Source organism: Mesorhizobium sp. UC74_2, from assembly GCF_042701485.1.
Lineage (GTDB): Bacteria > Pseudomonadota > Alphaproteobacteria > Rhizobiales > Rhizobiaceae > Mesorhizobium.
Genome location: NZ_CP170562.1, coordinates 1,750,142 through 1,775,710 on the forward strand (window position 1 = coordinate 1,750,142; position 25,569 = coordinate 1,775,710).

At 61.7% G+C, this 25,569-nt stretch carries 23 protein-coding genes and 2 pseudogenes; 10 read left to right on the top strand and 15 right to left on the bottom strand.

Annotated elements, in window-relative coordinates:
* Positions 1 to 20 precede the first annotated feature (20 nt).
* The gene (locus tag ACFJIU_RS08435) at positions 21 to 1,598 is read right to left on the bottom strand and encodes a trimethylamine methyltransferase family protein (protein ID WP_379069873.1); all 1,578 of its coding nucleotides are present in this window, start codon (positions 1,596 to 1,598) and stop codon (positions 21 to 23) included.
* Between the two features lie 276 nt (positions 1,599 to 1,874).
* Between ACFJIU_RS08435 and ACFJIU_RS08440 the strand changes: the two genes are divergently transcribed.
* The 5 genes and pseudogenes from ACFJIU_RS08440 (at position 1,875) to ACFJIU_RS08460 (ending at position 7,113) form a co-directional block, all read left to right on the top strand.
* A complete protein-coding gene (locus tag ACFJIU_RS08440; RefSeq protein WP_379069876.1) occupies positions 1,875 to 3,779 on the top strand; it encodes a phospholipase D-like domain-containing protein in 1,905 nt (634 codons plus the stop codon).
* A 129-nt stretch (positions 3,780 to 3,908) separates the two neighbouring features.
* Positions 3,909 to 5,095: pseudogene (locus tag ACFJIU_RS08445) on the top strand (MFS transporter).
* A 9-nt stretch (positions 5,096 to 5,104) separates the two neighbouring features.
* On the top strand, positions 5,105 to 5,230 hold the full coding sequence (locus tag ACFJIU_RS08450) for a capsid protein (RefSeq protein WP_379069879.1): 126 nt from the start codon (positions 5,105 to 5,107) through the stop codon (positions 5,228 to 5,230).
* 51 nt (positions 5,231 to 5,281) lie between these two features.
* Complete coding sequence (locus ACFJIU_RS08455; protein WP_379069882.1) at positions 5,282 to 6,658, top strand: aspartate aminotransferase family protein; 1,377 nt, start codon at positions 5,282 to 5,284, stop codon at positions 6,656 to 6,658.
* 95 nt (positions 6,659 to 6,753) lie between these two features.
* A complete protein-coding gene (locus ACFJIU_RS08460) occupies positions 6,754 to 7,113 on the top strand; it encodes a hypothetical protein (protein WP_379069885.1) in 360 nt (119 codons plus the stop codon).
* 303 nt (positions 7,114 to 7,416) lie between these two features.
* Here the strand turns inward: ACFJIU_RS08460 and mmsB are convergent, their stop codons facing one another.
* On the bottom strand, positions 7,417 to 8,301 hold the full coding sequence (gene mmsB / locus ACFJIU_RS08465; RefSeq protein ID WP_379069888.1) for a 3-hydroxyisobutyrate dehydrogenase: 885 nt from the start codon (positions 8,299 to 8,301) through the stop codon (positions 7,417 to 7,419).
* A 103-nt stretch (positions 8,302 to 8,404) separates the two neighbouring features.
* Positions 8,405 to 9,583: an isobutyryl-CoA dehydrogenase gene (locus tag ACFJIU_RS08470; RefSeq protein ID WP_379069890.1), complete on the bottom strand. Its 1,179-nt coding sequence runs from the start codon at positions 9,581 to 9,583 to the stop codon at positions 8,405 to 8,407.
* Between the two features lie 145 nt (positions 9,584 to 9,728).
* Here ACFJIU_RS08470 and ACFJIU_RS08475 point away from each other — a divergent pair, with 145 nt between their 5' ends.
* Together ACFJIU_RS08475 and ACFJIU_RS08480 are read left to right on the top strand one after the other, a co-directional pair.
* Positions 9,729 to 10,331, top strand: coding sequence for a dimethylsulfonioproprionate lyase family protein (locus tag ACFJIU_RS08475; RefSeq protein ID WP_379069893.1), 603 nt, complete (start codon positions 9,729 to 9,731; stop codon positions 10,329 to 10,331).
* Positions 10,332 to 10,333: 2 nt separating this feature from the next.
* Positions 10,334 to 11,803 carry a cobyric acid synthase gene (locus ACFJIU_RS08480; RefSeq protein WP_379069896.1) on the top strand — a complete coding sequence of 490 codons (1,470 nt, stop codon included), beginning with the start codon at positions 10,334 to 10,336 and terminating at the stop codon, positions 11,801 to 11,803.
* Between the two features lie 113 nt (positions 11,804 to 11,916).
* Here ACFJIU_RS08480 and ACFJIU_RS08485 read toward each other — a convergent pair whose 3' ends face one another.
* The 4 genes from ACFJIU_RS08485 to ACFJIU_RS08500 all read right to left on the bottom strand — a co-directional run bounded on the left by ACFJIU_RS08485 (position 11,917) and on the right by ACFJIU_RS08500 (position 14,334).
* Positions 11,917 to 12,330, bottom strand: coding sequence for a VOC family protein (locus ACFJIU_RS08485; protein WP_379069899.1), 414 nt, complete (start codon positions 12,328 to 12,330; stop codon positions 11,917 to 11,919).
* A 107-nt stretch (positions 12,331 to 12,437) separates the two neighbouring features.
* Positions 12,438 to 13,259, bottom strand: coding sequence for a helix-turn-helix domain-containing protein (locus ACFJIU_RS08490; RefSeq protein WP_379069902.1), 822 nt, complete (start codon positions 13,257 to 13,259; stop codon positions 12,438 to 12,440).
* A gap of 66 nt (positions 13,260 to 13,325) precedes the next feature.
* Positions 13,326 to 13,496, bottom strand: a complete 171-nt coding sequence (locus ACFJIU_RS08495) for a hypothetical protein (RefSeq protein WP_379069904.1) — start codon at positions 13,494 to 13,496, stop codon at positions 13,326 to 13,328.
* A 52-nt stretch (positions 13,497 to 13,548) separates the two neighbouring features.
* On the bottom strand, positions 13,549 to 14,334 hold the full coding sequence (locus ACFJIU_RS08500; RefSeq protein WP_379069907.1) for a TSUP family transporter: 786 nt from the start codon (positions 14,332 to 14,334) through the stop codon (positions 13,549 to 13,551).
* A 222-nt stretch (positions 14,335 to 14,556) separates the two neighbouring features.
* Here ACFJIU_RS08500 and ACFJIU_RS08505 point away from each other — a divergent pair, with 222 nt between their 5' ends.
* Both ACFJIU_RS08505 and ACFJIU_RS08510 read left to right on the top strand, forming a co-directional pair.
* Complete coding sequence (locus ACFJIU_RS08505; RefSeq protein ID WP_379069910.1) at positions 14,557 to 14,982, top strand: TerB family tellurite resistance protein; 426 nt, start codon at positions 14,557 to 14,559, stop codon at positions 14,980 to 14,982.
* Positions 14,983 to 15,012: 30 nt separating this feature from the next.
* Positions 15,013 to 15,498 (top strand): NUDIX domain-containing protein, encoded by a 486-nt coding sequence (locus ACFJIU_RS08510; protein ID WP_379069913.1) that lies wholly within the window; start codon positions 15,013 to 15,015, stop codon positions 15,496 to 15,498.
* 123 nt (positions 15,499 to 15,621) lie between these two features.
* On the opposite strand, the pseudogene ACFJIU_RS08515 reads toward ACFJIU_RS08510, so the two are convergent.
* The 5 genes and pseudogenes from ACFJIU_RS08515 to ACFJIU_RS08535 all read right to left on the bottom strand — a co-directional run bounded on the left by ACFJIU_RS08515 (position 15,622) and on the right by ACFJIU_RS08535 (position 21,979).
* Positions 15,622 to 17,248 (bottom strand): annotated as a pseudogene (locus ACFJIU_RS08515) (ABC transporter ATP-binding protein).
* Positions 17,245 to 18,114: an ABC transporter permease gene (locus ACFJIU_RS08520; RefSeq protein WP_379069916.1), complete on the bottom strand. Its 870-nt coding sequence runs from the start codon at positions 18,112 to 18,114 to the stop codon at positions 17,245 to 17,247. Before ACFJIU_RS08520 ends, ACFJIU_RS08515 begins: the two are co-directional and overlap by 4 nt.
* Positions 18,111 to 19,058 carry an ABC transporter permease gene (locus tag ACFJIU_RS08525; RefSeq protein WP_379069919.1) on the bottom strand — a complete coding sequence of 316 codons (948 nt, stop codon included), beginning with the start codon at positions 19,056 to 19,058 and terminating at the stop codon, positions 18,111 to 18,113. Before ACFJIU_RS08525 ends, ACFJIU_RS08520 begins: the two co-directional genes overlap by 4 nt.
* Before the next feature lie 29 nt (positions 19,059 to 19,087).
* Complete coding sequence (locus ACFJIU_RS08530) at positions 19,088 to 20,569, bottom strand: ABC transporter substrate-binding protein (RefSeq protein ID WP_379069922.1); 1,482 nt, start codon at positions 20,567 to 20,569, stop codon at positions 19,088 to 19,090.
* Between the two features lie 129 nt (positions 20,570 to 20,698).
* Positions 20,699 to 21,979 carry an acetylornithine deacetylase/succinyl-diaminopimelate desuccinylase family protein gene (locus ACFJIU_RS08535; RefSeq protein WP_379069925.1) on the bottom strand — a complete coding sequence of 427 codons (1,281 nt, stop codon included), beginning with the start codon at positions 21,977 to 21,979 and terminating at the stop codon, positions 20,699 to 20,701.
* A 233-nt stretch (positions 21,980 to 22,212) separates the two neighbouring features.
* Here ACFJIU_RS08535 and ACFJIU_RS08540 point away from each other — a divergent pair, with 233 nt between their 5' ends.
* The gene (locus tag ACFJIU_RS08540) at positions 22,213 to 22,644 is read left to right on the top strand and encodes a L,D-transpeptidase (RefSeq protein ID WP_379069928.1); all 432 of its coding nucleotides are present in this window, start codon (positions 22,213 to 22,215) and stop codon (positions 22,642 to 22,644) included.
* Positions 22,645 to 22,722: 78 nt separating this feature from the next.
* Here ACFJIU_RS08540 and ACFJIU_RS08545 read toward each other — a convergent pair whose 3' ends face one another.
* From ACFJIU_RS08545 to ACFJIU_RS08555, 3 genes are all read right to left on the bottom strand, one after another.
* Positions 22,723 to 23,220, bottom strand: a complete 498-nt coding sequence (locus tag ACFJIU_RS08545; RefSeq protein WP_379069931.1) for a RidA family protein — start codon at positions 23,218 to 23,220, stop codon at positions 22,723 to 22,725.
* Positions 23,221 to 23,289: 69 nt separating this feature from the next.
* Complete coding sequence (locus tag ACFJIU_RS08550; RefSeq protein WP_379069934.1) at positions 23,290 to 23,700, bottom strand: c-type cytochrome; 411 nt, start codon at positions 23,698 to 23,700, stop codon at positions 23,290 to 23,292.
* A 51-nt stretch (positions 23,701 to 23,751) separates the two neighbouring features.
* Positions 23,752 to 25,209 (bottom strand): flavin monoamine oxidase family protein, encoded by a 1,458-nt coding sequence (locus tag ACFJIU_RS08555; RefSeq protein WP_379073011.1) that lies wholly within the window; start codon positions 25,207 to 25,209, stop codon positions 23,752 to 23,754.
* Positions 25,210 to 25,569 lie beyond the last annotated feature (360 nt).

The following is a 25,569-nucleotide window of genomic DNA, read 5'->3' on the forward strand; positions in this document are numbered from 1 at the left end:
AGAGTCAGCGGCTCGCCCGCTCAAAAATCAGTCGGGGCGCCGCCCTCGGCGATGCGCCGGTCGACAAAGGCGTTGAGTTCCTCGCGAATGGCCGGATCCATGTAAGGTTCCTCGTAGCTCGCCAGGCGCTCCTTCCAGACGCGATTGGCTTTCTCCATGGCGGTGGGCGAACCGGCTTCGGCCCAGGTCTCGAAATTACGCCAGTCGGACAGGATCGGCGAATAGAAGGCGGTCTTGTAGCGCGACTGGGTATGTGGCGTGCCGAAGAAATGGCCGCCGGGACCGACGTCGCGGATGGCATCGATGGCGAGAGCGTCCTCGGACAGGTCGAGCGGCGTCAGGAACTCCGCCACCATCTGCAGCAGGTCGATGTCGAGGATCATCTTTTCGTAGGAGCAGCGCAGGCCACCTTCCAGCCAACCGGCGCCGTGCATCATGAAATTGCCGCCGCCCTGGATGACGCCCCACAGCGAAAACACGCTTTCATAGGCAGCCTGTGCATCCACCGTGTTGGCGGCGCAGGTGTTGGAGGTGCGGTAGGGCAGGTTATAGCGGCGCGCCAGCTGGCCGCCGACCAGCTGCGCCTTCATGTATTCCGGCGTGCCAAAGGCCGGCGCGCCCGACTTCATGTCGACATTGGAGGTGAAACCGCCATAGCCGACCGGCGCGCCCTTGCGAACCATCTGAGTGAAGGCAATGCCGGCAAGCGCTTCTGCATTCTGCAGGACCAGGGCGCCGGCGATCGTGACCGGCGCCATGGCGCCCGAAAGCGTGAAGGGCGTCACGACAACGATCTGGCCCATTGACGACATCTGGATGATGCCTTCCATCATCGGGACATCGAGCTTCAGCGGCGAGTTTGTGTTGATGATGGTGTAGAGCGACGGCTCCTCCATCATCTGCTCGCGCGTGATACCGCGCGCGATGCGGGCGATCTCGATGCCGTCGAGATTGCGTTCCTTGCCGAGCGAGTAGGCGTGGTAGGCCTTGTCGGTCATGATTGCGAGGTCGCGGATACACTCAAGATGCCGGACCGATGGGTGGACGTCGATCGGTTCGACCGGATAGCCGCCGGTCATCTGCAGGATGTTGTGCATCTGCGCGAGCTTGAGGAAATTGCGATAGTCGCGCTGGTTGCCGGGCCGGCGGCCGCTGTCGAGGTCGGAACAGTTAGGTGCCGAGGCCATCTGCGCGAAGATGGTATTGTTGCCGCCGAAGCGCAGATTGTGCGCCGGATTGCGGGCATGAATGGTGAATTCTCTGGGCGCATGGGAGATCAGCTCGAGGATCATGTCGGCGTCGAAGCGGACGCGAAATTCGCCATCGCGCACATCAGCGCCATGCGCTTTCATGATGCGACGGGCTTCGTCATGCAACACGTCGACGCCGATTTCCTTGAGCACGCGCAGCGAGGCGAGGTGGATCGATTCCAGCTCGTCGTCGGAGATCAGCTTGGTCGGCGCGAAGGGAATCTTGAGCTGTCGGAAGGCTGGCTGATCGAAGGCGGCCGCGCCGGCGGCGCGCTTGCCGGCGCGTCCGCCACGACGGGCGCGATCGGTGGCCAGGGCCGGTTCGGCGGGTTGCAGCGCGGCGGTCATGGTAATCCTCATGCGATTTTGTCGCCGCATAATGGACCGCCAGCCGATCCTCCATTGCGGAGGCGGCGACCACTAGAGCAAGCAAAGCGACATGGCGTCTGCCGTGTCGGCAGTGCTCGGCAAACGGTCGAAAGTCGGCGCAGGCAAGTGTGAACGGCGTTACAGTCGCGCCATGAGGGTGGTTTAGAATGCCCGTGCGCCGGAGACTTTCAGACGGATTGCGTGGTCAAGCCGTCGCTTCGCTTGCTTTTGCGGTGCCAGCCTGGGGAGGATGTCATGGCCGATGTGGTGCGGGTGCGGGCGGCGACCAACAACGAGGTCGCATTCATCGCCTGGGATGTCGACGGCATGATTCCGGGCTGCCTCGGTTTCGAGCTCGTACGGCTCTATCCCGACACCGGTGAAGAGCGCTGCCTGGCTTCCTGGGTACCGTTCAAGGGACAGCGCAACAAGGACTGGATCCCCCAGGATACCGGCGTGTGGCCGGTGCAGAAGACCTTCTGGCGTGACCTCACCGTGCGGCGGCGACGCGACAGCCTGAGCATGCGGCCCGATGGCGAAATGATCGCCTATCGCGTGCGTCCGGTAGGCGCCATGAAACCAGGCCTGGAACCGGTGCCTGTTCGCCCCCCGGAGATCGATGGAAAGCGCACCTATACAGGCACGCCGCTGCCTCTTGGCTATCTGGGGCAGGGCGCCGTCAGCCCGACGATCTTCCTGGGTTCGATGTTCGGCAAGGCGCGCGTGGCCTTCACCAACGGCGTACTGTCGACGCAATGGATGTCACGCGCATTGGCCGAAGCAGGCATCAAGGTCGGGCAGCGCGACAAGATCCGGGAAGAGCTGCAGGACCGCAACAGCAAGATACGAGCCTATCTGCACGGCGATGTACCCGACGTCTTGACCAGCCTGCTGGCGCGGGCAAAGGCCGAAGGCGGCTCGGTGCGACTTGCACTCTATGAACTCGGCGACGACGCGCTGCGCGACGCGATCATCGCGGCCAAGGACAGCGTCGAGGTGATCCTGTCGAACTCCGGCAAGGACACGCAGACCAAGAAATGGGACTTCGGCAATGCACCCTATCGCAAGGCACTGCGCGATGCTGGCGTGGCTGTGACCGATCGGCTCTTCAACAACAACCATATCGGCCATAACAAGTTTGCGGTCTATCGCGACAAACATGGTGTTCCGCAGGCTGTGATGACCGGCTCGACCAACTGGACGACGACTGGCATCTGCGGCCAGTCCAACAATGTCTTCATCCGCGACGATCCCGAGATGGCGAGCATTTTCAACAGCTACTGGGAACGGATGAAGGCAGACCTGTTTCCAGCGCCACAGCGCGAGGATGCACCGGGTCGTGCCGTCCAGACGCAGGGCGCCGCGTTTCGCAAGGACAATCACATCGCCAATCCGTTGAACGGCCAAAGCACACCCGTCGATGGTATGACCATATGGTTCTCGCCGAACGATCCGGACCGCAACAAGAAGACATTGTCGGTTCGCCCGGTGGATCTGGAGGACGTCTTTGCCCGCATCAGGGCGGCCAGGAAGGCCGTGCTGTTTCTTGTCTTCAACCCCTCGCGCCGTGGCGACAACTCGATCGTTGCCGAAGCTGTCGCTGCCGCCAGGGCAAATCGCGACCTGATCGTGCAGGGTGCGATCAGCGACCAGGCCGCGATGCCGAACTACGTGCCGTCGACACGGGATCCGGTGACGCGCAAATCCAACAATGACGGCAAATCGCCCTTCGTCTTCCCGGAAAAGGTATGGGAGATGCCGAATGTTTCGATCGTGCGCGCGGCAAACCTGACCGGTGCCTCGATCGCGACGGATTTCCAGGCCGAGGTGCTGACCATCGGCCATGCCATCGTCCACGACAAGATCGTCATCATCGACCCGATGGAAGACAATGCAACGGTGATCACGGGCAGCCACAACCTCGGCTACAAGGCCTCCTACGAAAACGACGAGAACCTCGTCATCGTCGAGGGCGACAGGACTTTCGCGGCCGCCTACGCGGTGCATTGCCTGGACGTGTTCGACCACTACAAGTTCCGGGCCTGGCGGCGCACACTGGGCAAAGGACCATCGGCCGACGATGGGCTGCGGGTCGATGACAGCTGGTTGAAGCCATACGCGCAGGGCAGGAAGGGGGCGCTGGCGCGCTACTTCCCCTGAAATGCGAGGGTCGCCGTGGTTTTGAGGTGGAGCAAGCGATCCCGCGCATCCGGCCCTTTCCTCTATTGCGATGAACAGCTAGCACCCGAAAACCGTTGACCTCGAAGATAGGCACGGTCGGGAGGAATGATGGCTGCTGCTGCGCACCGCGACAACGAATCGACGGCCAACTGGCCGGCGATCGCGGGCGTGATCGCGACCGTATCGGTCTTCGCCATCGCGCAAGGCCTGACCTATCCGCTTTTGTCCTTCATCCTGCAGCGGCAAGGCGTGTCGCCGGCCACGATCGGCCTTTCCGCGGCGATGACGCCGATTGGCTTCATCATGTCGTCGCCGTTGATCCCGTCGCTGGCGCGCCGCTTCGGAGCTGGTCGTACAGCGCTGACTTGCGCTGCGCTTTCGGCGCTGACACTGGCGCTCGTCGGCATGACCTACAATGTCTATGCCCGGTTTCCGCTGCGCTTCATGATCGGCGTCGTCACCAATCCGCTTTATGTGCTGAGCGAAATGTGGATGATCGCGCTGGCACCGCCGGCAAGGCGCGGACGCATCATGGGTGTCTACTCCACCCTGATATCGGCCGGCTTTGCAACAGGGCCATTGTGCCTGCTGTTCGTCGGCACCGAGGGCTGGGCGCCATTTCTGGTCGGCATCGTTGCCTTCATCATCTGCGGCAGCTGTCTTGCAGCAGTGTTGCCGAGACTGCCGAGGGTCGACCAGGGCGGTCACCATGTCTCGGTTTTGGGTTTCATGCCGTTGGCCGTGCTCCTGCTTGTCGCGGTGGTCGTGGCTGCGGGATTCGAGCAGGCGGTGCTGGCGCTTCTGCCGGTTTACGGCACGCATTTCGGCATCGCCGAGACGCGCATGTCGGCGCTGCTGACCTTCATGATCGCAGGCAACATCGCCATGCAGGTTCCGTTGGGCTTTCTGGCCGAACGGCTTACGCCGCAGGTTGTCCGGTTGGGCTGCGTCGTCGCAACGGCCTGCGGCTGCGCATTGCTGCCTTTGGTGATCCTCACACCCTTGGTGTGGCCGTTCCTGTTCGTTCTAGGGGCGGTATCCTACGGCATCTACACCATGACCATCATCGAACTCGGCGAGCGTTTCACGGGGCAGGCACTCATTGCCGGCAACGCAGCCTTTTCGCTGATGTGGGGCGTTGGCGGTATTGCCATGCCACCACTCGCCGGCGCCGCCATGGCCTTGTTTGGCGCACCGGTTTGCCGGTGACACTGGGGGTGGTCTGCGTTGTTCTCATGATTGCCAGTCTGGTGGCCCTGCGCGGTGGGTTGAACAGCCGTCACAGGGTCGGCTAGAGTGTGCCCATGCGTGCTGTAGTGGCCCATCCTCGCAAGCTCGATATCGCGGTGACGCCTTCACCGCGCACGCGCCATGCCGAGCTTTTGCGACTGTGCGCCCGCATCGGTTATTCGCCGCCTTACACCCTTTGAGAATCCGTCTCCGGCTGTTGCCGGGTTGATTCAAAAGGAAAGGCTAATCCAATGACTTATCAGAATTTTTCGCTGAAGCAGCTTCAGCAGATCGATGCCGCGCATCATCTGCACCCCTTTACCGACCACAAGGAACTGCGTGGCGCCGGTTCGCGTATCATCACCCATGCCAAGGGGCCATTCATCTATGATTCCGAAGGCGTCGAAATCCTCGACGGCATGGCCGGCCTCTGGTGCGTGAATGTCGGCTATGGTCGCGACGAACTGGCCGATGCCGCCTACGCCCAGATGAAGGAGCTGCCCTATTACAATTCCTTCTTCAAGTGCTCGACGCCGACGCCGGTGCTGCTTTCCAAGCGGCTGGCAGAAATTGCTCCGAAGGGCGTGAGCCAGGTCTTCTACGGCTCGTCGGGTTCGGAAGCCAACGACACCGCGCTTCGGCTGGTGCGCCACTTCTGGACGCTGGAGGGCAAGCCGGAAAAGAACCGCATCATTTCGCGCAAGAATGCCTATCACGGCTCCACGGTGGCCGGCACCTCGCTCGGTGGCATGGAAGGCATGCACAGCCAGCTCGGCGGTGCGGTGCCCAACATCGTCCATGTGATGATGCCCTACGCCTATGAGCTGGCGCTTCCCGGTGAGAGCGACCACGATTTCGGCCTGCGTGCCGCCAAGGCGGTCGAGGATGCGATCCTCGAGGCTGGTGCCGAGAATGTCGCAGCCTTCATCGGCGAGCCGATCATGGGGGCCGGTGGCGTCAAGATTCCACCCGCAAGCTATTGGCCGGAAGTCCAGCGCATCTGCCGCAAGCATGACGTGCTTCTGATGCTGGACGAGGTGATCACCGGTTACGGTCGCACCGGCGAGTGGTTTGCCGCCGACTACTACGGCATCCAGCCGGATACCATCACCACGGCCAAGGCGCTGACCTCCGGGTACCAGCCACTGTCGGCACTGCTGGTCGGCGATCGTATTGCCGCCACCCTGGTCGAAGGTGGCGAGTTCTACCACGGTTACACCTATTCCGGTCATCCGGTGGCCTGTGCCGTGGCGATCGCCAACCTGGATATCATTGCCAACGAGGGGTTGGTCGAGCGGGTGAAGAACGAGACCGGGCCTTATTTCGCCAAGGCCCTGCAGGAACGCATCGCCGGCCACGATCTGGTTGGCGAGGTCCGCTCGGTCGGCCTGATGGGCGGCATTGAAATCGTCAAGGACAAGGCGGCCAAGGAGCGGTACTCGCCAGCTGGAAGTGCAGCTGTCACCGTTCGCGATCATGCCATCGCCAACGGCCTGATGCTGCGCGCCACCGGTGATACGATGATCCTGTCGCCGCCGCTGATCTGGACCCGAGACACGATCGATCTGTGCTGCGAGCGTCTTGGCAAGGCGCTCGACCTTGCCAAGGAAGACCTGCGCAAGGCATAGACAAGGCTGATAGTTTGTCGCAGGAAGCCGGCGGAACGATCCGCCGGCTTTTGCATTCGCCATTTCAGGCAAGTCCCTTCAATCTGGATCATCCCGTGAAAAGCAATGCACGAAAGAAATCCCGCCAGCCGGCGGGCGCCAAGGCCGTTGCCGACCTGATGCTTGCCCCCGCCGTCGTGATGCTGCGGCTGCCGGTGATGGCTGCGGAAGCAAGCGGTCTGGGCTGGCGCGACGAAAGCGTGCGTGCGGTTTCCGAGAAGATGGCTGCCGTTGCCGAGGGTGTCGCGGCCGCTCAATTGTCGATGATCGACTCGTTGAGCCGTTTCTGGCCCGAAGTGATGACAGGCCAGGCGCCCTCGATGCTGAACGGTGTTGCGCTCGAGCGGTCGATGAATGCCGCGCTGAAGCCGGCAAGCCGGCGCGTGAAGGCAAATTTCAAGCGACTGGCGGGATGACCACCCGGTTTCCAGGCCTGGGATTGTTTCGCGTTGGAGCCAGGGCACCTCAACGGCAAAAACCGCGCCCTTGGGGAACGCGGCTTTGCCAGATACGCATGGCGTTTCGCTACTAAGAGAACCTGCGAAACTAACGGCTCCGGTACGCAAGACCTGATCCGGAGCGCGGGGCAGAGCGTTTCGTCCGCCTTGGGTTCCGTTCTACAGGCACATCGTTACCGCGTGGTTAGCGAGAACTTAAGCAAATCTAAATTTGCTGTTTTTTTGAAGCGCATTTTAAGAAAACTCAACGGATAGAACGGCTTATCCGTTTGATCCGCGCAGGAAATTGATGATACCGGAAAAGTCGGCACCGCCGCCGCCCTGGGCGTTGAAGAGTGCATAAAGCTGCGCAGCCTCGGCACCCAGCGGAGTCACGGCACCTGCGGCCTGGGCGGCTTCCTGGCTGAGTTTCAGGTCTTTCAGCATCAGGGCTGCCGCAAATCCCGGTTTGTAGTCGCGGTTCGCCGGGGAGGCTGGAACCGGGCCTGGCACAGGACAATAAGTGGTCAGCGACCAGCACTGCCCGGACGACGTCGAGGCAACATCGAAAAGCGCCTGGTGCGACAGGCCGAGTTTTTCACCCAGCACGAAGGCTTCGGCCACACCGATCATCGAGATGCCGAGGATCATGTTGTTGCAGATCTTTGCAGCCTGGCCAGCGCCGTCCTCGCCACAATGGACGACACGGCCGGCCATCGGCTGCAACACCGGTTCGGCGCGGTCGAAAGCCTCCTTCGAACCGCCAGCCATGAAAGTCAGCGTGCCCGCGGCGGCGCCGCCGGTGCCCCCGGAAACAGGGGCGTCGATGGAGAGCAGGCCGTTTTCGCGGGCAATCGCATGCGCCTTGCGCGCGGACTCCACATCGATGGTGGAAGAATCGATGAACAGGGCGCCCTTCGGCGCCCAGGGCGTGATTTCGCCATAGACCGACAGCACGTGCCGGCCGGCCGGCAGCATGGTGATGACGATTTCGGCGTCCCTGACCGCGCTCGGGCCATCCTCGGCAATCGTCAGGCCGTGCTCCTTCGCCAATGCGAGATTTTCTGGCACGAGGTCGAAGCCAATGACCTTGTGGCCGGCCTTGATGAGGTTTGCGGCCATGGGGTTGCCCATGTTGCCGAGGCCGATAAAGGCGATGGTGGTCATTGGTGGGAGTCCTCCGGAATTGGGATCAGGCAATCGGCAGTCGTCGAGCGAGGCAGTGCGAGAAGGATGAGGATATCCGTTTCGACTGCCTACTGCCGATTGCCTACTGCCTTCCTATCAAATGCCGCGCCACGATCACGCGCATGATCTCGTTGGTGCCTTCGAGGATCTGGTGAACACGCAGGTCACGCACCAGCTTCTCGACGCCGTAGTCCTGCAGGTAGCCATAGCCGCCGAACAACTGCAGCGCCTGGTTGGCGACGTCGAAGCCGGTGTCGGTGACGAAGCGTTTGGCCATGGCCGACCATTTCGAGGCATCGTGCGCCTTGGCGTCCAGTTTCGAGGCCGCCGCGTAGAGAAAGACGCGCGCTGCCTGCAATTCCGTCTCCATGTCGGCCAGCCGGAACTGCAGCGCCTGGAATTGATTGATGGTCGAACCGAAGGCCTTTCGTTCGCCGGTATAGGCCAGCGCCTTGTCGAGCGCCGATTGCGCGCCGCCGAGCGAGCACGCGGCGATGTTCAGCCTGCCGCCGTCTAGTCCGGCCATCGCGATCTTGAACCCCATGCCTTCGTCCGACAGCAGGTTTTCCGCGGGCACCTTGCAGTCCTCGAAGATAACGGTACGGGTCGACTGCATGTGCCAACCCATCTTGTGCTCGTTGGCGCCGAAGGAAAGGCCAGGGGCGTCCTTGGGCACGACCAGAGTCGAGATACCCTTGGGGCCGTCCTCGCCGGTGCGCACCATGGCGACATAGACGTCGGAATCACCCGCGCCCGAAATGAACTGCTTGGTGCCGTTGACGACATAGTCGGAACCGTTGCCGCCCGAACGGCTTGCCCTGGTCTTCAAGGCCGCGGCATCGGAACCCGAGCCTGGCTCGGTCAGGCAATAGCTGGCCAGCCATTCCATCGATGTCAGTTTCGGCAGGAAGCGCTGGCGCTGCTCATCGTTGCCAAAGCGGTCGATCATCGATGCCGCCATGTTGTGGATCGAGATGAAGGAAGAGAAGGCCGGGCAGGCCCGCGACAGCGCTTCGAAGATCAATACGGCGTCCAGTCGGCCAAGAGCAGAGCCGCCGATATCGTCTCGGACATAGATGCCACCCAGTCCGAGTGGACCGGTTTCGCGGATCACATCGGCCGGGAAATGCTTGGCCCGATCCCATTCGAGCGCATTCGGGGCAACACGCTCGTCGGCAAAGGCTTCCGCCATGGTCTGGATGGCGCGCTGGTCTTCATTGAGTTCGAACTGGCCGCTGGCCGCCGTCGTGACGGTATCCATGGCGTCCTCCCGAATATGTCGTTTTTGGCTATGCGTGGACTGCAATCTAGACCAATGATGCGCCCGCGCAACCCGACCTTAGGGATCAATCCAGCGAAGGGACAAGGCAAAGCGGCTGTGCACATATGCGAGAGCGGAGCGGGTGGTGACGACGAATTTTGAAGAGCTGTTGCAGGCGTTCCGTAGCTTTCTGCGGCGCGAGGAGGCCTCCCTGGCGCGTGACGCGGCAACCGCCATCGACTGGACGATGCCCTCGCGCCGGCTCGAACTGAAGACAGTGCCGTGCATCCGTCATCTCGATCGCATTCGCGAAATCGCGCCTGACACGGCGCAGCCGCTCGTTCGCCTGCTTGCAGACAACCGACAGCTGCTCCGTTGGGGCCAGACCTATACACAAGAGGACTTCGGTCGCGATTTTCTCGACAGTTACGGCTGGGTGGAGCTGTTCGGTACGCGCGGGCATTTTGCCAATGACAAGGTGGCTGGCGGTTTCCTGATCCTCGGGCCGACGGTCATCTATCCAGACCATCATCATGAAGCCGAGGAGATCTATATTCCATTGACCGACGGGACCGGCTGGCGCAAGGGCGATGGCGCCTTCCAGCTGCGCGCTGCCGGCGAGATGATCCATCACCCTTCAAACGTCAACCACGCCATGAAAACCGGCGTCGAGCCGCTTCTTGCGCTCTATCTCTGGCGTGGCGGGCCGTTGGCAGCGAAGTCGACCATCACCAGCGGAGAGGCGTGATCATGGCGCGCGCGATCATGCTTCAGGGTACGGGCTCGGATGTCGGCAAGACGGTGCTGGTCGCCGGGCTTTGCCGCGCGGCGCGCAAGCGTGGGCTGAAGGTGCGGCCCTTCAAACCGCAGAACATGTCGAACAACGCCGCGGTGGCCGAGATCCCAGGCGAAGCCGGCGGCGGCGAAATCGGACGAGGACAATGGCTGCAGGCTCTGGCTTGCGGCGTCGCACCCACCGTGCACATGAACCCGGTGCTGCTGAAACCGCAGACCGATATCGGTTCGCAGGTGATCGTGCAGGGCAAGATGTTCGGCGAGGCGCGGGCAAGGGACTACCAGACGATGAAAGGCCGTCTGCTGGAGGCTGTACTGGGCTCCTGGGAAAAGGTGAGCGACGGCGCGGATCTCGTCATCGTCGAAGGCGCTGGATCACCCGCGGAAATCAATCTGAGACCCCGCGACATCGCCAATATGGGCTTCGCCACACGAGCCAATGTGCCAGTGGTGTTGGTCGGCGACATAGACAGGGGTGGGGTGATCGCCTCGGTGGCGGGCACGCATCTGATCCTGCCGGAGGAAGACCGGCGCATGATCGCCGGCTACCTCATCAACAAGTTCCGCGGCGATGTCACGCTGTTCGATGACGGTATCAAGGCCATTGAAGGGTTCACCGGCTGGCCTTGCTTCGGCGTGGTGCCCTGGCTGCAGGCGGCGTCGCGATTGCCGTCGGAAGATTCGGTGGTGCTCGAGCGGCTGGCGTCCGGCGAGAAGCGCGCGCTGAAGGTCGCCGTACCGATGTTGTCGCGTATTGCCAATTTCGACGATCTCGACCCGTTGAAGGCCGAACCGCAGGTCGAAGTGGTGTTCGTGCCGCCTGGAAAGCCGTTGCCGGATGATGCCAGGCTCGTCGTCATTCCCGGTTCGAAGTCGACCATCGGCGATCTCCTGCATCTGCGTGAACAAGGCTGGCATCACGACCTTGCCGCCCATGTCAGGCGCGGCGGTCATGTCGTGGGTATCTGTGGCGGGTTCCAGATGCTCGGCCGCGTCGTGCGTGATCCGCAAGGTATCGAGGGCGGCGTGCGCGAAACCGAGGGGCTGGGCCTGCTCGATGTGGAGACCGTGATGGAGCCGGAAAAGACCGTGCGCACCAGCAATGCGCGTTCTACCGTGTTCGACCTGCCGCTGGAAGGCTATGAAATCCACCTCGGTCGCACCACGGGACCGGATTGCCGTCGCCCGGCGACGATCATCAACAATGTTCCGGATGGCGCAATCTCGGCAGACGGCAAGGTGTTCGGCACCTATATCCACGGACTGTTCGGCGCGGATGCCTTCCGTGCTCGCTTTCTGGAAAGCCTCGGTATCGCCGGTGGCGGCATCGACTACAGGGCAAATGTCGAAGCGGCACTGGACGATATCGCAGCCGCGCTGGAGACACATCTCAATTGCGATGCGCTGTTTTCGCTGGCGCGGTAGAACACCTGGCACTTTAGGTCGATATAGCATGGCGGATTTCGCGCCGGGCAATTCGCTTGCCCGGCGCGAAATCCGGGCGCGCCACGCCCTTTCCGGGAACAGATGCCGACGTGTCAGTTCGGCCGGTCGCTGCTCTTTGGCCAGTAGGTGCCGAGCGACCAGACATTGCCCTCCGGGTCGCGGCAAATGAATTCGCGGCTGCCATAGCCGCGATCCGTGAGGCCCTCCAGGATCTCGGCGCCTGCCGCTTCGGCGCGCAGGAACGCCGCATCCGCATCATCGACGGCAATGTAGATGGAACGCCCGTTGGGGCCGGGTTCGCCGACGATCTCGCCGAAGCGATCGCAGCGCGAGGAACCGAGCATGATCATGGCCGAACCGAGCGCGAGTTCGGCATGCTGGATGATCACGCCTTCGCCATAGCGAGCGTGCACGGTGAAGCCAAAAGCCTTGTCCAGCCAGTCGATCATGGCGGGCGCATCACGAAAGCGCATGACGGGGTAGAGGCGGGGTGGTTCGACGGACATCGCATTCTCCTGTCAGATTGGTCGATGAGCCATCCTGGCAAGGACGCAACGGAGCGTCTTGAACAAATGTTACCTGGGTTGGGGCTGAGGCATCGGGAGGCTGCGGATCAGGCCGAAAGCGTGCTCGGCGTCGTGCCTGCGAAGTCGCGGAATTCGCGTGCCAGATGCGCCTGGTCTGCGTAACCGCAATCGGCGGCTATGCCAGCCCAGTTGTCGTCGCCCTGGCGCGACAGTTCGAGAGCACGGTTGAAGCGCACCATGCGCGCCAGTGTCTTGGGCGTCATGCCCGTGGCATCACGGAAGCGGTCAGCGAGGTGCTTGCGGCTCCAGTCAAGTTCACTGGCAATCGCACCAATGCGGGCCTGACCGCCGCTTCCCAGGACCTGCTCCACCGCCCAGGCAACTTGCGGTCCCTGGATCGGCGCGGCAGCCAATCTGCAGGTGATGAAGGCTTCGACAAGATCGAAGCGACGGCCCCAGTCGGGTTCGTTGCCAAGCATTTCACGCAAGGCACGCCCTTCCGATCCCAGCACGTCGTCCAGCGGCACCATGCGGTCCGTCAATTCACTGAGCGGCATCCGAAAGAAATGACGCGCGCCAGCAAGCGTGAAATTCACCTGCAGGCAGCAGCAATGACCGAAGGAATCGATCAATACGGGACCGGCATAAAGCCCTGCGGCGAAACTGTCGTAGCGGTCGTCTTCATTCGGCGTGCGGCCGAGCGCGATCGCAAAAGGCGCTTCGAAATTGATGACCAGCGGCAAGGCAAGCGGGGCGTATTCGACCTGCCGATAGTGGCCGCCGGCCGTCTCACGATAGCCGCAGATGTCGGTCACGAAGGATTGCAGCGCAAACGCCGGAGACCGGCGCAGCACGACAAACTGCTGCGTCGACGTTTCTTCGTCCCTGTTCCTGGTTTCGGCGGACATCGCCATCTCCTGATGGCAAAAGCATAACGGTTGTCCGCCAAAACCGGAAGGAGTGGCTAAACCCCGTCAGGCTCCGCGCAGCAGGCAGGCGACCGCGAGGACGACATAGGCGAGCGTCATGACCCAGAAGGCCGAGATCGCGCCGAGACTGAATACGCCAAGCCCCATCAAAAGAGCGATGACGGCGATGACGACGGTGATGATGAAGACGATTTGGGTAGGTGCGCTGAGATTCATGTCCGGACCCTCTCCACATGATTCGTGCAGCGCAATTCTATCAGCGGTTGCGTCAGATCCCAATCAGCACGCGCAGCGGATTGGCCGGGTCGACCAGGAGTTTCGCGGCGAGCGCAACACAGGTCAGCACGAGCAACGGCTTGATCAGCTTGGAGCCAACACGGACCGCGAGGCTTGCTCCGAGCCGTGCTCCCAGGAACTGGGCGATGCCCATCACGATGCCAACCTTCCAGACGATCACGCCGACCGTGGCGAAAACCACGAAGGCGCCGATGTTGGAGGCGAAGTTGAGCAGCTTGGTGTGGGCCGTGGCCTTCAGCACACCGTAGCCGGCAAGTGCTACAAAAGCCATCATGAAGAAGGAACCGGCACCCGGACCAAACAGTCCATCATAGAAGCCGATCGCCGGGATGACGGTGAAGCCGAGCAGGAAAGGTGACAGCCGTTCGGTCCGGTCGACGTCGTTCATATTCGGCTTCAGCGCGAAATAGAGCGCTATGGCGATGAGGATGAGGGGCAGGGCGGCGCGCAGGATATCGCCCGGCACGACGGTGGCCGCGAGTGCGCCGAGCACACTGCCCGCTAGAGACATCAGTGCCGAGGGCCACTGCTTCAACGGGTCGACCTGGCCCTTGGCTGCATAGGCCAGTGTTGCCGAACCTGAACCGAACAGGCCCTGCAGCTTGTTGGTGCCGAGGGCCTCAATGGGGGAGAAGCCGGCCAGAAGCAGCGCGGGAATGGTGATCAGTCCGCCGCCGCCGGCGATGGAATCGATGATGCCAGCCACGAAGGCAGCAACGCCGAGCATGGCGATGGTTTGAAAAGCAAGGTCGATCATCGACGGGAAGACGCCAGGGAGAGGAACAATCAGGCGGACTGCGGCGTTCGATCATAGCAGGCCCGTTTGCGCAAGGGCCAAACCACGCTAGAGCGCCGCGCGTGCTTTTGGACGCGCAAAGGTCGCTCCAGCACTTTGATTTGGCGCATGATCCTTTCCGAAAATCGATTCCGATTTTCGGGGTCATGCGCTAGGAATGAACATCGATTCGGGAGGACCGCGATGGCGACTGCGCTGCTGGACAGGATTCGTTCGATCTTCGAAGGTGACCCCGGCGTGCGCAAGGTAGCGGACGATCCTGTGCTCTCGGCCGAGCTCCTGATGCTGTTTCGCATGATCCTCGCCGATGGCTCGGTCTCGGAAAGCGAAATGGAAGCGTTCCGACGCATCTGTTCCGGTTCTTTCGGCATCCCGGAAGACAGCATCGATGCGGTGATCGAATACCTCAACGAATACGGCTACGAGACCAACGGTTCGCAGGCGATCGCGATGTTCCGCGACCTCGGTATCGAGCGCCGACGCCTGCTCGCGCAGCATATGGCTGAAATTGCCAAGGCCGATCATCATCTTGCCGACAACGAGGTAAAGCTCCTGCGCCGCACACTTGAACTGCTCGACATCAGTCCGGTCGACGTGGTGAAGTCGTAAGGCAGGTCGAGCATCAATGAGGGCTGCTGCTTGAGCTTTGCCGACAGCTATCTCGGACGGTTGAGGCAATTGGTGGGCAATCGTCTGGTGCTGGTGCCCGGCGCGCGTATCGTCATCGAGCGCGACGACGGTCGCGTCCTTCTGCACAAGCGAACCGACTTCAACATCTGGGGATTGCCCGGCGGCAATGCGGAAGAAGGCGAGAACATCGAAACGATCATCGCTCGCGAGGTCGCCGAGGAAACCGGGCTGACGGTCCGGGATGCCAAACCTTTCGCTTTCGCCAGCGATCCTCGCCACGAAACCTTCGAGTTTCCAAACGGGGACAGGACCCAGTTCTTCGCGCTGATCTTCTACGCCCGTTCATTCATCGGTGAGGCGGCTGTCATGGATGACGAGAGCAGCGCCGTCGGCTGGTTCGCGCCTGAAGCGTTGCCTGACCTGCTGCCCAACATGGCACGCAGCATCGAGGCTTATGTCCGGTTCAAGAACACCGGCGAGTTCCAGATGATCTAGAGCAACTCCAGGAAAAGTGTGTGGCGGTTTTCCGTCCGGGATTGCGTAAAACAATGAGTTGGAGCGTTTCCGCGGTTTCCGCGAAAACGGAAACGCTCTATCAGGCTCCGTCGACGCAGGCGTTCAGCCCTGTTCCTGCATCTTTCTGGCGATTGCGCGATGCAGGTCGGGTGCTGCGGCAACCAGCGCCTGCGCGGCCTCCGATTGCGGATGATCAAGGATTTCCCTTGTCGCGCCGCGTTCGACGATCCGTCCCTCGTGCATGACCAGCACCTCGTCGGTGATCGCCCGAGCCACGGTAAGATCATGCGTTATGAAAAGATAAGCGATACCCAGGCGATCATTCAGGTCTGCAAACAGGTCCAGGATCTGGGCTCGTATCGATACATCGAGGGCAGATACCGGCTCGTCGGCGACGATCAGCTTCGGCCGCGTGATGATGGCGCGGGCAATCGACAGGCGCTGGCGCTGACCGCCCGAGAATTCGTGCGGATATTTGTCGAGATCGGCGGGGCCAAGTCCCACTTCATTCAAGGCATGTGCCACCATTTCACGGCGTTCAACCGGCGTTGGCTTCTTCTCCAGCAGGTGCAGCGGCTCGGCAACCAGTTTCTCGACCTTCTGACGCGGATCGAAGGAACCGTAAGGATCCTGGAACACCACCTGCATGTCGCGCCGGGCCCGCTTCAGCAGTGCTTCGTCGCGGTGTGAGATTGTCTCGCCACGGAAACGGATCGCACCGGAGCTCGGGTTGTCCAGCGCCAGGATCATCCGTGCCAGCGTGGACTTCCCGCAACCCGAGCGGCCGACCAGCGCGACCGATTGCGCCGGCGCGATGCTCAGCGACACATCGTCGACGGCGTGGACCGGGGCGCCGCGGCCAAAGAAGGACGTGCGGCGTCCCGGATAGAGGCGCGAGACGCGTTCAACGGAAACGAGGGGGACGGCCCCGGTGTCGCTCGACCGGGAGGAGGAGCGTTTGGGCACATGCATCGAGGCCAAAGCCAACTGCCGCGTATAAGGATGGGCCTGTCCGGACAACGTCGGCGCAGTTTCGCCCGCCTCCATGACCTCGCCATGGCGCATGATGGTGATGCGATCCGACATCTCGGTAACGACGGCGAGGTCATGTGAGATGAGCAGCAGGCCCATGTTGTTCTCGCGTACAAGATCGCGCAGCAGATCGAGGATCTGTGCCTGCAGCACGACATCGAGCGCCGTGGTCGGCTCGTCGGCGATGAGCAGTTTCGGCTTCAGCGCACAGGCGATTGCAATGACGACACGCTGCCGCTGACCGCCGGAAAGTTCGTGCGGATAGCGCGTCAGCGGAAAACCTGGCTTCCGGCAGTCCGACCCGGTCGAGGATCTTGCGGGCGCGGTCTTCGGCCTCTGCGCGGCCTGCCTTGGTGTGCCAGCGGATACCTTCCGCGACCTGTTCGCCGATGGTCTTGACCGGGTTCAGCGCGGTCATCGGCTCCTGGAACACCATGCCGATGTCGTCGCCGCGCAGGGCGCACATCTGGTCCTCGGTCGCGGAGAGGATATCGATCCCGTCAAAGCGTACGCTGCCGGTTGCCTTGGCCGTGAAAGGCAAAAGCTGCATGACGGTCATCGCGGTCATTGATTTTCCGGAGCCGGATTCTCCGACCAGCCCGATCATCTCTCCGGGCGCGACCGCAAGGTCGATGTCCTTCAGGATCGGCCTGTTGCCGATGGCGAGCGACAGTTTTTCGATCTCGAGCAGGCTCATCGGCGCCGCCGCGATTTCGGATCGAGGATATCGGCGACGCCGTCGCCCAGCAGGTTCAGTGCCAGCACGGTGACGACGATGGCCATGCCCGGGAAGATCGCCATCCAGGGCGCCTGCGCCATGCGCGTTTGCGCCTCGAACAGCATGCGGCCCCAACTCGGCATTGGCGGCTGGGCGCCGAGGCCGACATAAGAAAGGCTGGCTTCGGCCAGGATGCCCAGCGCGAACTGGATGGTGCCCTGCACCAGAAGCAAGGTCGCAATGTTGGGCAGGATATGCTCCAGCGTGATCAGAACCTTGTTTTTGCCGGCGGCGCGGGCCGCGAGGATGTATTCACGCGGCCAGATGGCGAGCGCGCCGGCGCGGGCGACGCGGGCAAAAACCGGGATGTTGAAGATGCCGATCGCAATGATGGCATTGATCGCGCCGGGACCGAAGATCGCGGTGATCATGATGGCCGACAACAAGGCGGGAAAGGCAAAGACAAGATCATTCAGCCGCATCAAGGCTTCATCGACGAGGCCGCCGCGCGCTGCGGCCCAGCAGCCCAGCGGCACACCGAGACCCAGGCCGATGCCGACGGCAACCAGGGCAACGGCAATGGAGTTGCGCGCACCGATCATGATCATCGACAGCACGTCACGGCCGAAATGGTCGGTGCCGAACCAGTGCAGCATAGATGGGGCCTGCAGCTTGTCGGAAATCACCAGCCTGGTGACATCGTAAGGCGTCCACAGGAAGGAGAGGGCGGCCATTCCGGCCACCAGCAAGGTGACCAGGAAACCGGCGGTGAAGGATTTGTGGCGCAAGGCCTTGCTGGCCAGCGAAGCCAGGTTGTCGCGTGGGATCTCCGTCTGCAGCGTCACGACCGCCCCCGCAGACGCGGATCGATCACCGCATAGGAGAAGTCGACAATGAGATTGACGAGGATCACGGTCGCGACCAGCAGCATGACCACGCTTTCCACCACGATCAGGTCGCGTTGCGTGATGGCCTGGAAGATGAGCCTGCCGAGACCCGGCAGGTAAAAGACGTTTTCGATGATGATGGTGCCGGCAAGCAGGAAAGCGAACTGCAGGCCGAGAATGGTCAGCACCGGGATCATGGCGTTGCGCAACGCGTGCCGCCAGAGCACTGCGCGATAAGGCATGCCCTTGGCGCGGGCGGTTCGGATATAGTCTTCCGACAGGACCTCTATCAGCGCCTGGCGGGTCACGCGGGCGAGGATCGCCGCCTGCGGCAATGCCAGGGCGATGGCGGGCAGGATCAGCGCTTTCAATGCGGGCCACACACCGGCGTTCCAGCCGGGAAAACCACCCGCAGGCACCCATTTCAGCCAGACTGCGAAGAGGTAGATCAGAAGCAGCGCGAACCAGAAATTGGGTATGGCGACGCCGATCTGCGAGATGCCCATCGAGACGGTGTCGCCAAAGCGGCCCTGGCGCGACGCAGCGTACAGGCCGACCGGAATGGCAATCAGCGTCGACAGTGCGAGCGCGATCAGCGCCAGAGGCAGCGAAACGGCGACGCGCTCGCGCACCAGATCGATCACCGGCACCGAATAGGTGTAGGAGCGGCCGAAGTCGAGCACGACAAGATTGCCGACCCAGTGCAGGTAGCGCAGCAGCAGCGGATCATTCAGGCCCATCTGCGTGCGTACCTGCTCGACCTGCTCGGCACTGGCATTCATGCCGAGCATCAGGCGCGCCGGATCGCCGGGCAGGATTTCCAGCACCGCAAAGACGACAATGGAGGCCAGCACCAGCGTGGCGAAGGCGATGGCGACGCGCTTGAGGAGATAGGCGGTCATCGGATGCCGATGTCGTCACGTCACCCTGTTCAGTCGTTCCACTTCACCTTGGTGAGGTCGTTGGCCGGCACCGGCTGGTTCTGCCACAGACCTTCGATCTTGGCGTCCCAGACACCGACCTTCGGCAGTTCGAACAGGAAACCCACGACGGCGTCGTCGGCAAGGATCTTCTGGGCCTTGCCAAGCAATTCCTTGCGCTTGCCTTCGTCAGCAGTGACGTCGAGTTCCTCGATGATCTTGTTGAACTCGGGATTCTGGTAATTGAAGTAGTAGTCCTTGCGCGCATAGATGCCGATGTCATTGGGCTCGACATGGGAAACGATGGTGAGATCGTAGTCCTTCTTGGTGAAGACCTGGTCCAGCCACTGCGCCCATTCCACCGGGATGATCTCGGTCTCGATGCCGACGTCGCGCAGCTGGGATGCAATGATTTCGCCACCGAGGCGCGCATAGGGCGGCGGCGGCAGCTTCAGCGTCACCTTGGTGCCGCTTGCCAGCCCGGCTTCCTTGAGAAGTTCCTTCGCCTTGGCCGGATCGTGCGGATAGGTCCCGGTAAGATCGACGTAGTCCTTGCTGGACGGTGACATGTGCGAGCCGATCGGCTGGCCGAGGCCTTCCGAGGCGCCGTCGATGATGGCCTTGCGGTCGAGCGCGTAGGAGATCGCCTGACGAACCTTGAGCTGGTCGAAGGGCGGCTTGCCGTTGTTCATGGCGAGAATGGTTTCGCCTTCGGTGGAGCCGACCACGACCTTGAAGCGCGGATCGGACTGGAACTGGGACAGGCTGTCGCTGGTTGGCATGTTGGGGAAGGCCTGCACGTCTCCGGACAGCATGGCTGGAACCGCGGCAGAGGCATCGGGAATGAAGCGGAATTCAGCCTTGTCGAGGGAGATCGGCGCGCCCCAGTAATTGTCTGATTTCACGAGCGTGACCGATGACCCCTTCGCCCAGTTCTGGAACTTGAAGGGGCCGGTGCCGATAGGCTTTTCCTTGTTGGTGTCCGCGCTTTCGGGTGCGACGATGACTGCATCGCCCCAGCCCATATTGTAGAGAAAAGAACCCTGCGGCTGCTTCAGCGTCACCTTGACGGTCGCCGGATCGGCGACGTCGACGGTATCGATGGCTGCGAAGAGCTGTTTCTGAGCGTTCTGCGAGTTTTCGGCACGAGCACGGTCGAGCGAGAATTTGACGTCGGATGCGTCGAAATCGGTGCCGTCGTGGAATTTCACACCCTTATGCAACTTGAACGTATAGACCTTGCCGTCTTCGGAAATCGTCCAGCTTTCTGCAAGATCGGGCAGGACCTCGCCATTGGGACCGATGCGGGTGAGGCCTTCGAAGATATTGGCGTAGGTAACCTCGCGAATAGCAGCGGCGGCACCCGCCGTCGGATCGAGATGCGGCGGCTCCAGCACCATGCCAAGCACCAGGTCGGTGCGGGCGGCGAAGGCTGCCGTGCCACAGCCAAGCGCCACGGCGGTGGCCGCCAAAACCGTCTTCCAGAGCTTCATCGCAAAGTCCCCCTCGTTGTTCCGCTTGTTTAGCTCGCCGGGATAGAAGCGTGAAAATCCAACCGAGTAAATCGCGTTTCTTTCCCTCTCTCCGTTGTCCGGAGAATGTTTATTCCGGCTCCCATCCCGCTAGTCGCCCGCTTTTCCACGAAGCAGGATGTTCAGCCCGATCGCCATCACCTTGGCCGATTGCACCATATCGTCGATGCCGACCCATTCGTCCGGCCGGTGGGCGAGGTCGAGGATGCCGGGGCCGTAGGCGATGCAATCGAACAGGTGACCGATACGGGCAACATGTTTCTGGTCATAGGTGCCGGGTGAAATCACGTATTCCGGCTCACGCTCGAACACCTGCATGATGCCTTCGGCCACCGCCTTGACCACCGGTGCGTCGCGCTCGGTCATGGTCGGCTGCACTTCCATGACATCGCGGATGCGATAGTCGAATTTCCTGCGATCGCGTTTCAGCCCATCGAGAATGTCGATGACTTCGCGCTTCACCTCGTCGAGTTTCTCTTCGAGCAGGAAGCGGCGGTCGATGGTAAGCCGACAGGAATCCGGCACGTTGGGAGACGGCAGGCCCGGCCTGAAGTCTTCGGTCTGGCCACCATGGATCGAATTGATGTTCATGGTGGAGCGCCGCGCGCCCTCCGGAACCACCGGCATCGAAGTCTGTTTCCGGTCGAGCGCGGGGAATAGGTCGGCCTCGAAAGCCGCCAGCACGGCACCCATGTGGCGCACCGCATTGTCGCCGAGGAAAGGCATCGAACCATGCGCGATCTCGCCCAGAGTCTCGATTTCGGCCCACCAGACGCCGCGATGGCCAAGGCAGATGCGATCCTTGTTGAGCGGCTCAGGGATGATGACGTGATCGACCTTGGGTTTTGAAAAGTAGCCCTTGCCGGCCAGGTAGGCGACACCGCCGAAACCGCCGGATTCCTCATCCACCGTGCCTGATATCTCAATAGCGCCGGGAAAGTCAGGATAGGCTTGCATGAAGGCTTCGACCGCGATGACGGAGGCGGCAAGGCCGCCCTTCATATCGCAGGCGCCGCGTCCATAGACGCGGCCATCCTTTACCACCCCGGCAAAGGGATCGACCGTCCAGCCTTCTCCAGCTTCGACCACATCGATATGCGAGTTGAAATGCACGGTGGGTCCGGGCGAGCGACCATCGAAGCGCGCAACCACATTGACACGCGGATAGCGGTCGTTGTCGCCCGGCGTGCCCGCGGCACGGATCAGTTCAACCCCGAAACCACGCTTCTTCAATCGCGCGGCAATGAATTCCGCACAGGGGCGATAGGCCTCGCCGGGCGGGTTCACGGTTGGAAAGCGGATCAGGTCGGCGGTCAGCGCGACAAGGTCGTCGGTGCGCGCTTCGACGCATTGCAGGAGTCGGTCGATCATATCGGAAGTTGAGCAGGGAAAGCCCATGCCTTGCAAGAGCCCGCATGTTGATCCAGTCGAGCCTTGTCTCCCTGAAGGGACTTGCGCCGGCAAACGGTTCACATTCGCGTCAACGTCCCGGTCAAATGCACTAGGTCTCTTGTGTAATGCAGATCACTGTTCTTTTAACCTTTGAAAGATAAAGTGAGTGATCGAAATTCTGGGGAAGCAATGTGGGGAGAGGGGCCAGACTCATGAAGAAGTCTGTTCTTTTAGGAGGAATTTTAGGGGCGATTTTGTTGGCGAGCGCAGCCGAGAGCCATGCCGACGGCCTCGTCGCGAGGGTCAACATCTCGACGCAGACGATGACAGTCAGCCGCTATGGCGAAGTGCTGTATCGCTGGGATGTTTCAACGGCTCGAAAGGGTTACGTAACGCCGAGCGGCAGCTGGAAGCCCAAACGTCTGCACAGGATGTGGTACTCCAAGAAATACGACAATTCGCCGATGCCCTGGTCCGTCTTTTACAATGGCGGCTATGCCGTGCATGGCACCAATGCTGTGCGGCAACTTGGGCGCCCGGCCTCGCATGGCTGCGTGCGCCTCGCCACCGCCAACGCCGCGACCTTCTATTCGCTGGTCCGGGAAGTCGGCATCAACGACACGCGCATTGTCGTCACATACTAGGCGCTCCGGAGCCGAGGTTCGTGATCGGCAAAGAAAATGGGCTGCCTTGCGGCAGCCCATTGCTGAGGTCCGATGGGCTTACGGCCGAACCGCGGTCACCTCGATCTCGACGAGGAAGCTGGGTGCCGCAAGGCCGGCGACCTGGAAGACCGAGCGGGTCGGCAGGTTCGGCTGTTCCTTGGTGCCGAAGAACTGCGTGTAGCCTTCCATGAAGCCGCCAAAGTCCATCTTGCCACCCTTGCCAGGATCACCGACCAGGAAGACCTGCATCTTGACGACATCGCCCATTTTGAGATCGAGGCCGGCAAGCGTTTTCTCTATCGACTTCAATACCGAAACCGTCTGGGTCTTGGTGTCGCCATAGGCGGCGAGTGAGCCTTTTTCCGCTTTCTCGTCGGCAACCGAGGGCACCGCCCCGCTGACATAGACGGTGGTCTTGCCGGCCGGAACTTCGACCGCCTGGGAGATCGGGAAGTCCGAGTTGGGGATCTTGTGGCGCACGACGTCCTGCGCCATCGCGCCGCCGGTCATCGCCATCAGTGCCGCAACCAAAGCGGCGCCGGTCCATGCTTTCATACCGGTGTTCTCCTTCTTGCTGGAAATATCGGATGAAGCGGGCCCGGAGGGCCCACCTCCTGTCGTTTGTTAGCGGGCGTCCTTCACGTCCTGCGCGGTTGCGGCGTCCTTGTAGTCGTTGCCGAAATGCGTGCGGACATAGTTCACCACGGCCGCGACCTGTTCGTCATCGAGCATCTGGCCGACGGGCGGCATGCCCTTCTGGCCATGCAGGATGACAAAGATCGGGTAGCCAGCCGATTCCAGGTTGGTGTTTTTGGCAAGGGCTGGATACTTGCCTGCGCCTACAGCCCCTTCACCTTTCTCCATATGACAGGCCTGGCAAAGGTTGGCGTAGATGTCTTCCCCGGTCTTCTGGGAGAACTTGTCGCCGGTCGAAAAGGTGGCGCCAGCCGAGTCGGCAAAGGCGGCGGGGCTCGAAAGCGTGAGGAATACCGCGGCAGCGGCGAGGCCGAATGGCCGGTTTGTCTTGGTAGTCATGATGACGTGCCTTGCGAAATTGGAGGGAAGAAGGGATGGGCTGTACAGCCGTCACCCCTGTAGAACGCGTTCATGCAGGCGCCCGATGGCGTTGAGTGCCGACAGGATCGCTCCTTCCTGCCAGGCAGGGATGTAGGAGGCGTGCTCTCCGGCCAACATGATGCGTCCATCGAGCTGGCAGAGATTGTCGTAGTGCTCCTGGCGGGCTTCTTCGGTCCAGTCGCCTGCACAGCCCAGCGTGTAGGGAGAGCGATGCCAGGCCCAGGATACGCCGTTCTCGAATTCATTCTTGTATTGCGGATGGATCTGGCTGCCGTATTCGACCGCGCGCTTGACCCGGTCCTGTGGCGACAGCGCCGTGAATTCGTAGGAGTTCGGGCCATTCCAAGTATAGCATCCGAGCAGCACGCCCTTGCCGGTCGTGTTGAAGCCGGTGCTCGGGTAGGAGATCTGCGTGATCGGCAGGTCGGTATAGGACACGCCGCCGAAGATGAGGTCGTCCTCTTCCCAGAACCGGCGCTTGAACTGCAAGCCGACCTTCACGGACGAGGCGTAGGGCACGGCCGCGATCGCTGCCTGCATGGCGCCAGGCTTTGTCGTGTCCTCGTAGGTGACGGTGACGCCTTTCTCGTCCTGATCGATCTTGGTCACCTTGGCGTTGAAGGTGATAAGGTCGCCGACTTCCTTGGCGAAGGCTTCGCCGACCTTGCCCATGCCACCGACCGGCTGGAACATGGTGGTCTGGAATTCATACAGCGCGAAGTTGGCCAGGCTGCCCCACAGCTTGGACTTCAGGATGTCGGAAAGCCCGATCGAATCGCCGGGGACCGGTGCTGCGCCCAAACCGCCGCCGGGATCTTTTTCGTAGCCGCGATATTCCGCCGAAGTCAGGCCCTTGGCATAGGCGTAGTCCTTATCGAGCGCGCCCCAGGATTTGAGCGCTTCCAGCAGCATCTCCTGGTCTTCCTTGGTGACGTCGCCTTCCAGTTTGCCTTTCTGGACGACCTTGGCCAGCAACTCTGACGTATGACCCTGGAAGTCGGTCTTGATGTCACGCACACGCTGCGGCTTGCCGCCGAATGCAGTCGAGGAGTGCAGGAAGGCATTGTGGTTGATCTGCTGGAATGGCTCCAGCTTTACGCCCAGACGCTTGCAATAGTCGAGCAGGCCATTGTGGTGGTAGGGGATGCGCCAAGGGCCGAGATTGACGTACAGACCTTCTTCGAATTCACAAGTCTGCTTGCCGCCACCAAGCTCGCTGAAGGTGTCGCCGCCGCGCACGGTCCAGTTACGGCCGCCGGCACGGTTGTTGTATTCCAGAATCTTCACCTTGTAGCCAGCCTGGCGCAGTTCCAGCGCCGCTGTCATGCCCGCAAGGCCGGCGCCGAGGATCAGCACGGTGGCGCCTTTTGGATCGCCTTCCAGCTTGATGCGCCCCTTGTAGCCGGACTCGGCCGCGAGGCCCATCGTGGTCATGGCCTGGTACATGGCAGCAGACCCTGCCGTCATGCCAATGAGCGTGAGCAGCTTGCGCCGGCTCAATCCGTTAAGTGTATGATTCTGTAACACGTTCAGTCCTTTCTGGCCGCCATTGGCGGCGTCCGCCCCAGCCGGAAGCACCCCCCGTTCCATCCGACTGCGTCATCGAAGCTAGGACGATGCCGCGGCAAGTCAACGCAGACGGATGGGATGGTGCAATGCTTACAAGACAGCTGGCGCAACGGTCGAAAGATCGCCTGGGTCGCTCATTCGAGTTTTTCTCAAACTGTCAAAATGATGGGAGGGCATGCTCTGGCGCGGCCGCTGCTGGAACGAAATTGCTGTAGGAGACGTCCCTGGCGCATTTCCTTTCCTGTCGCCTGCCGGTAC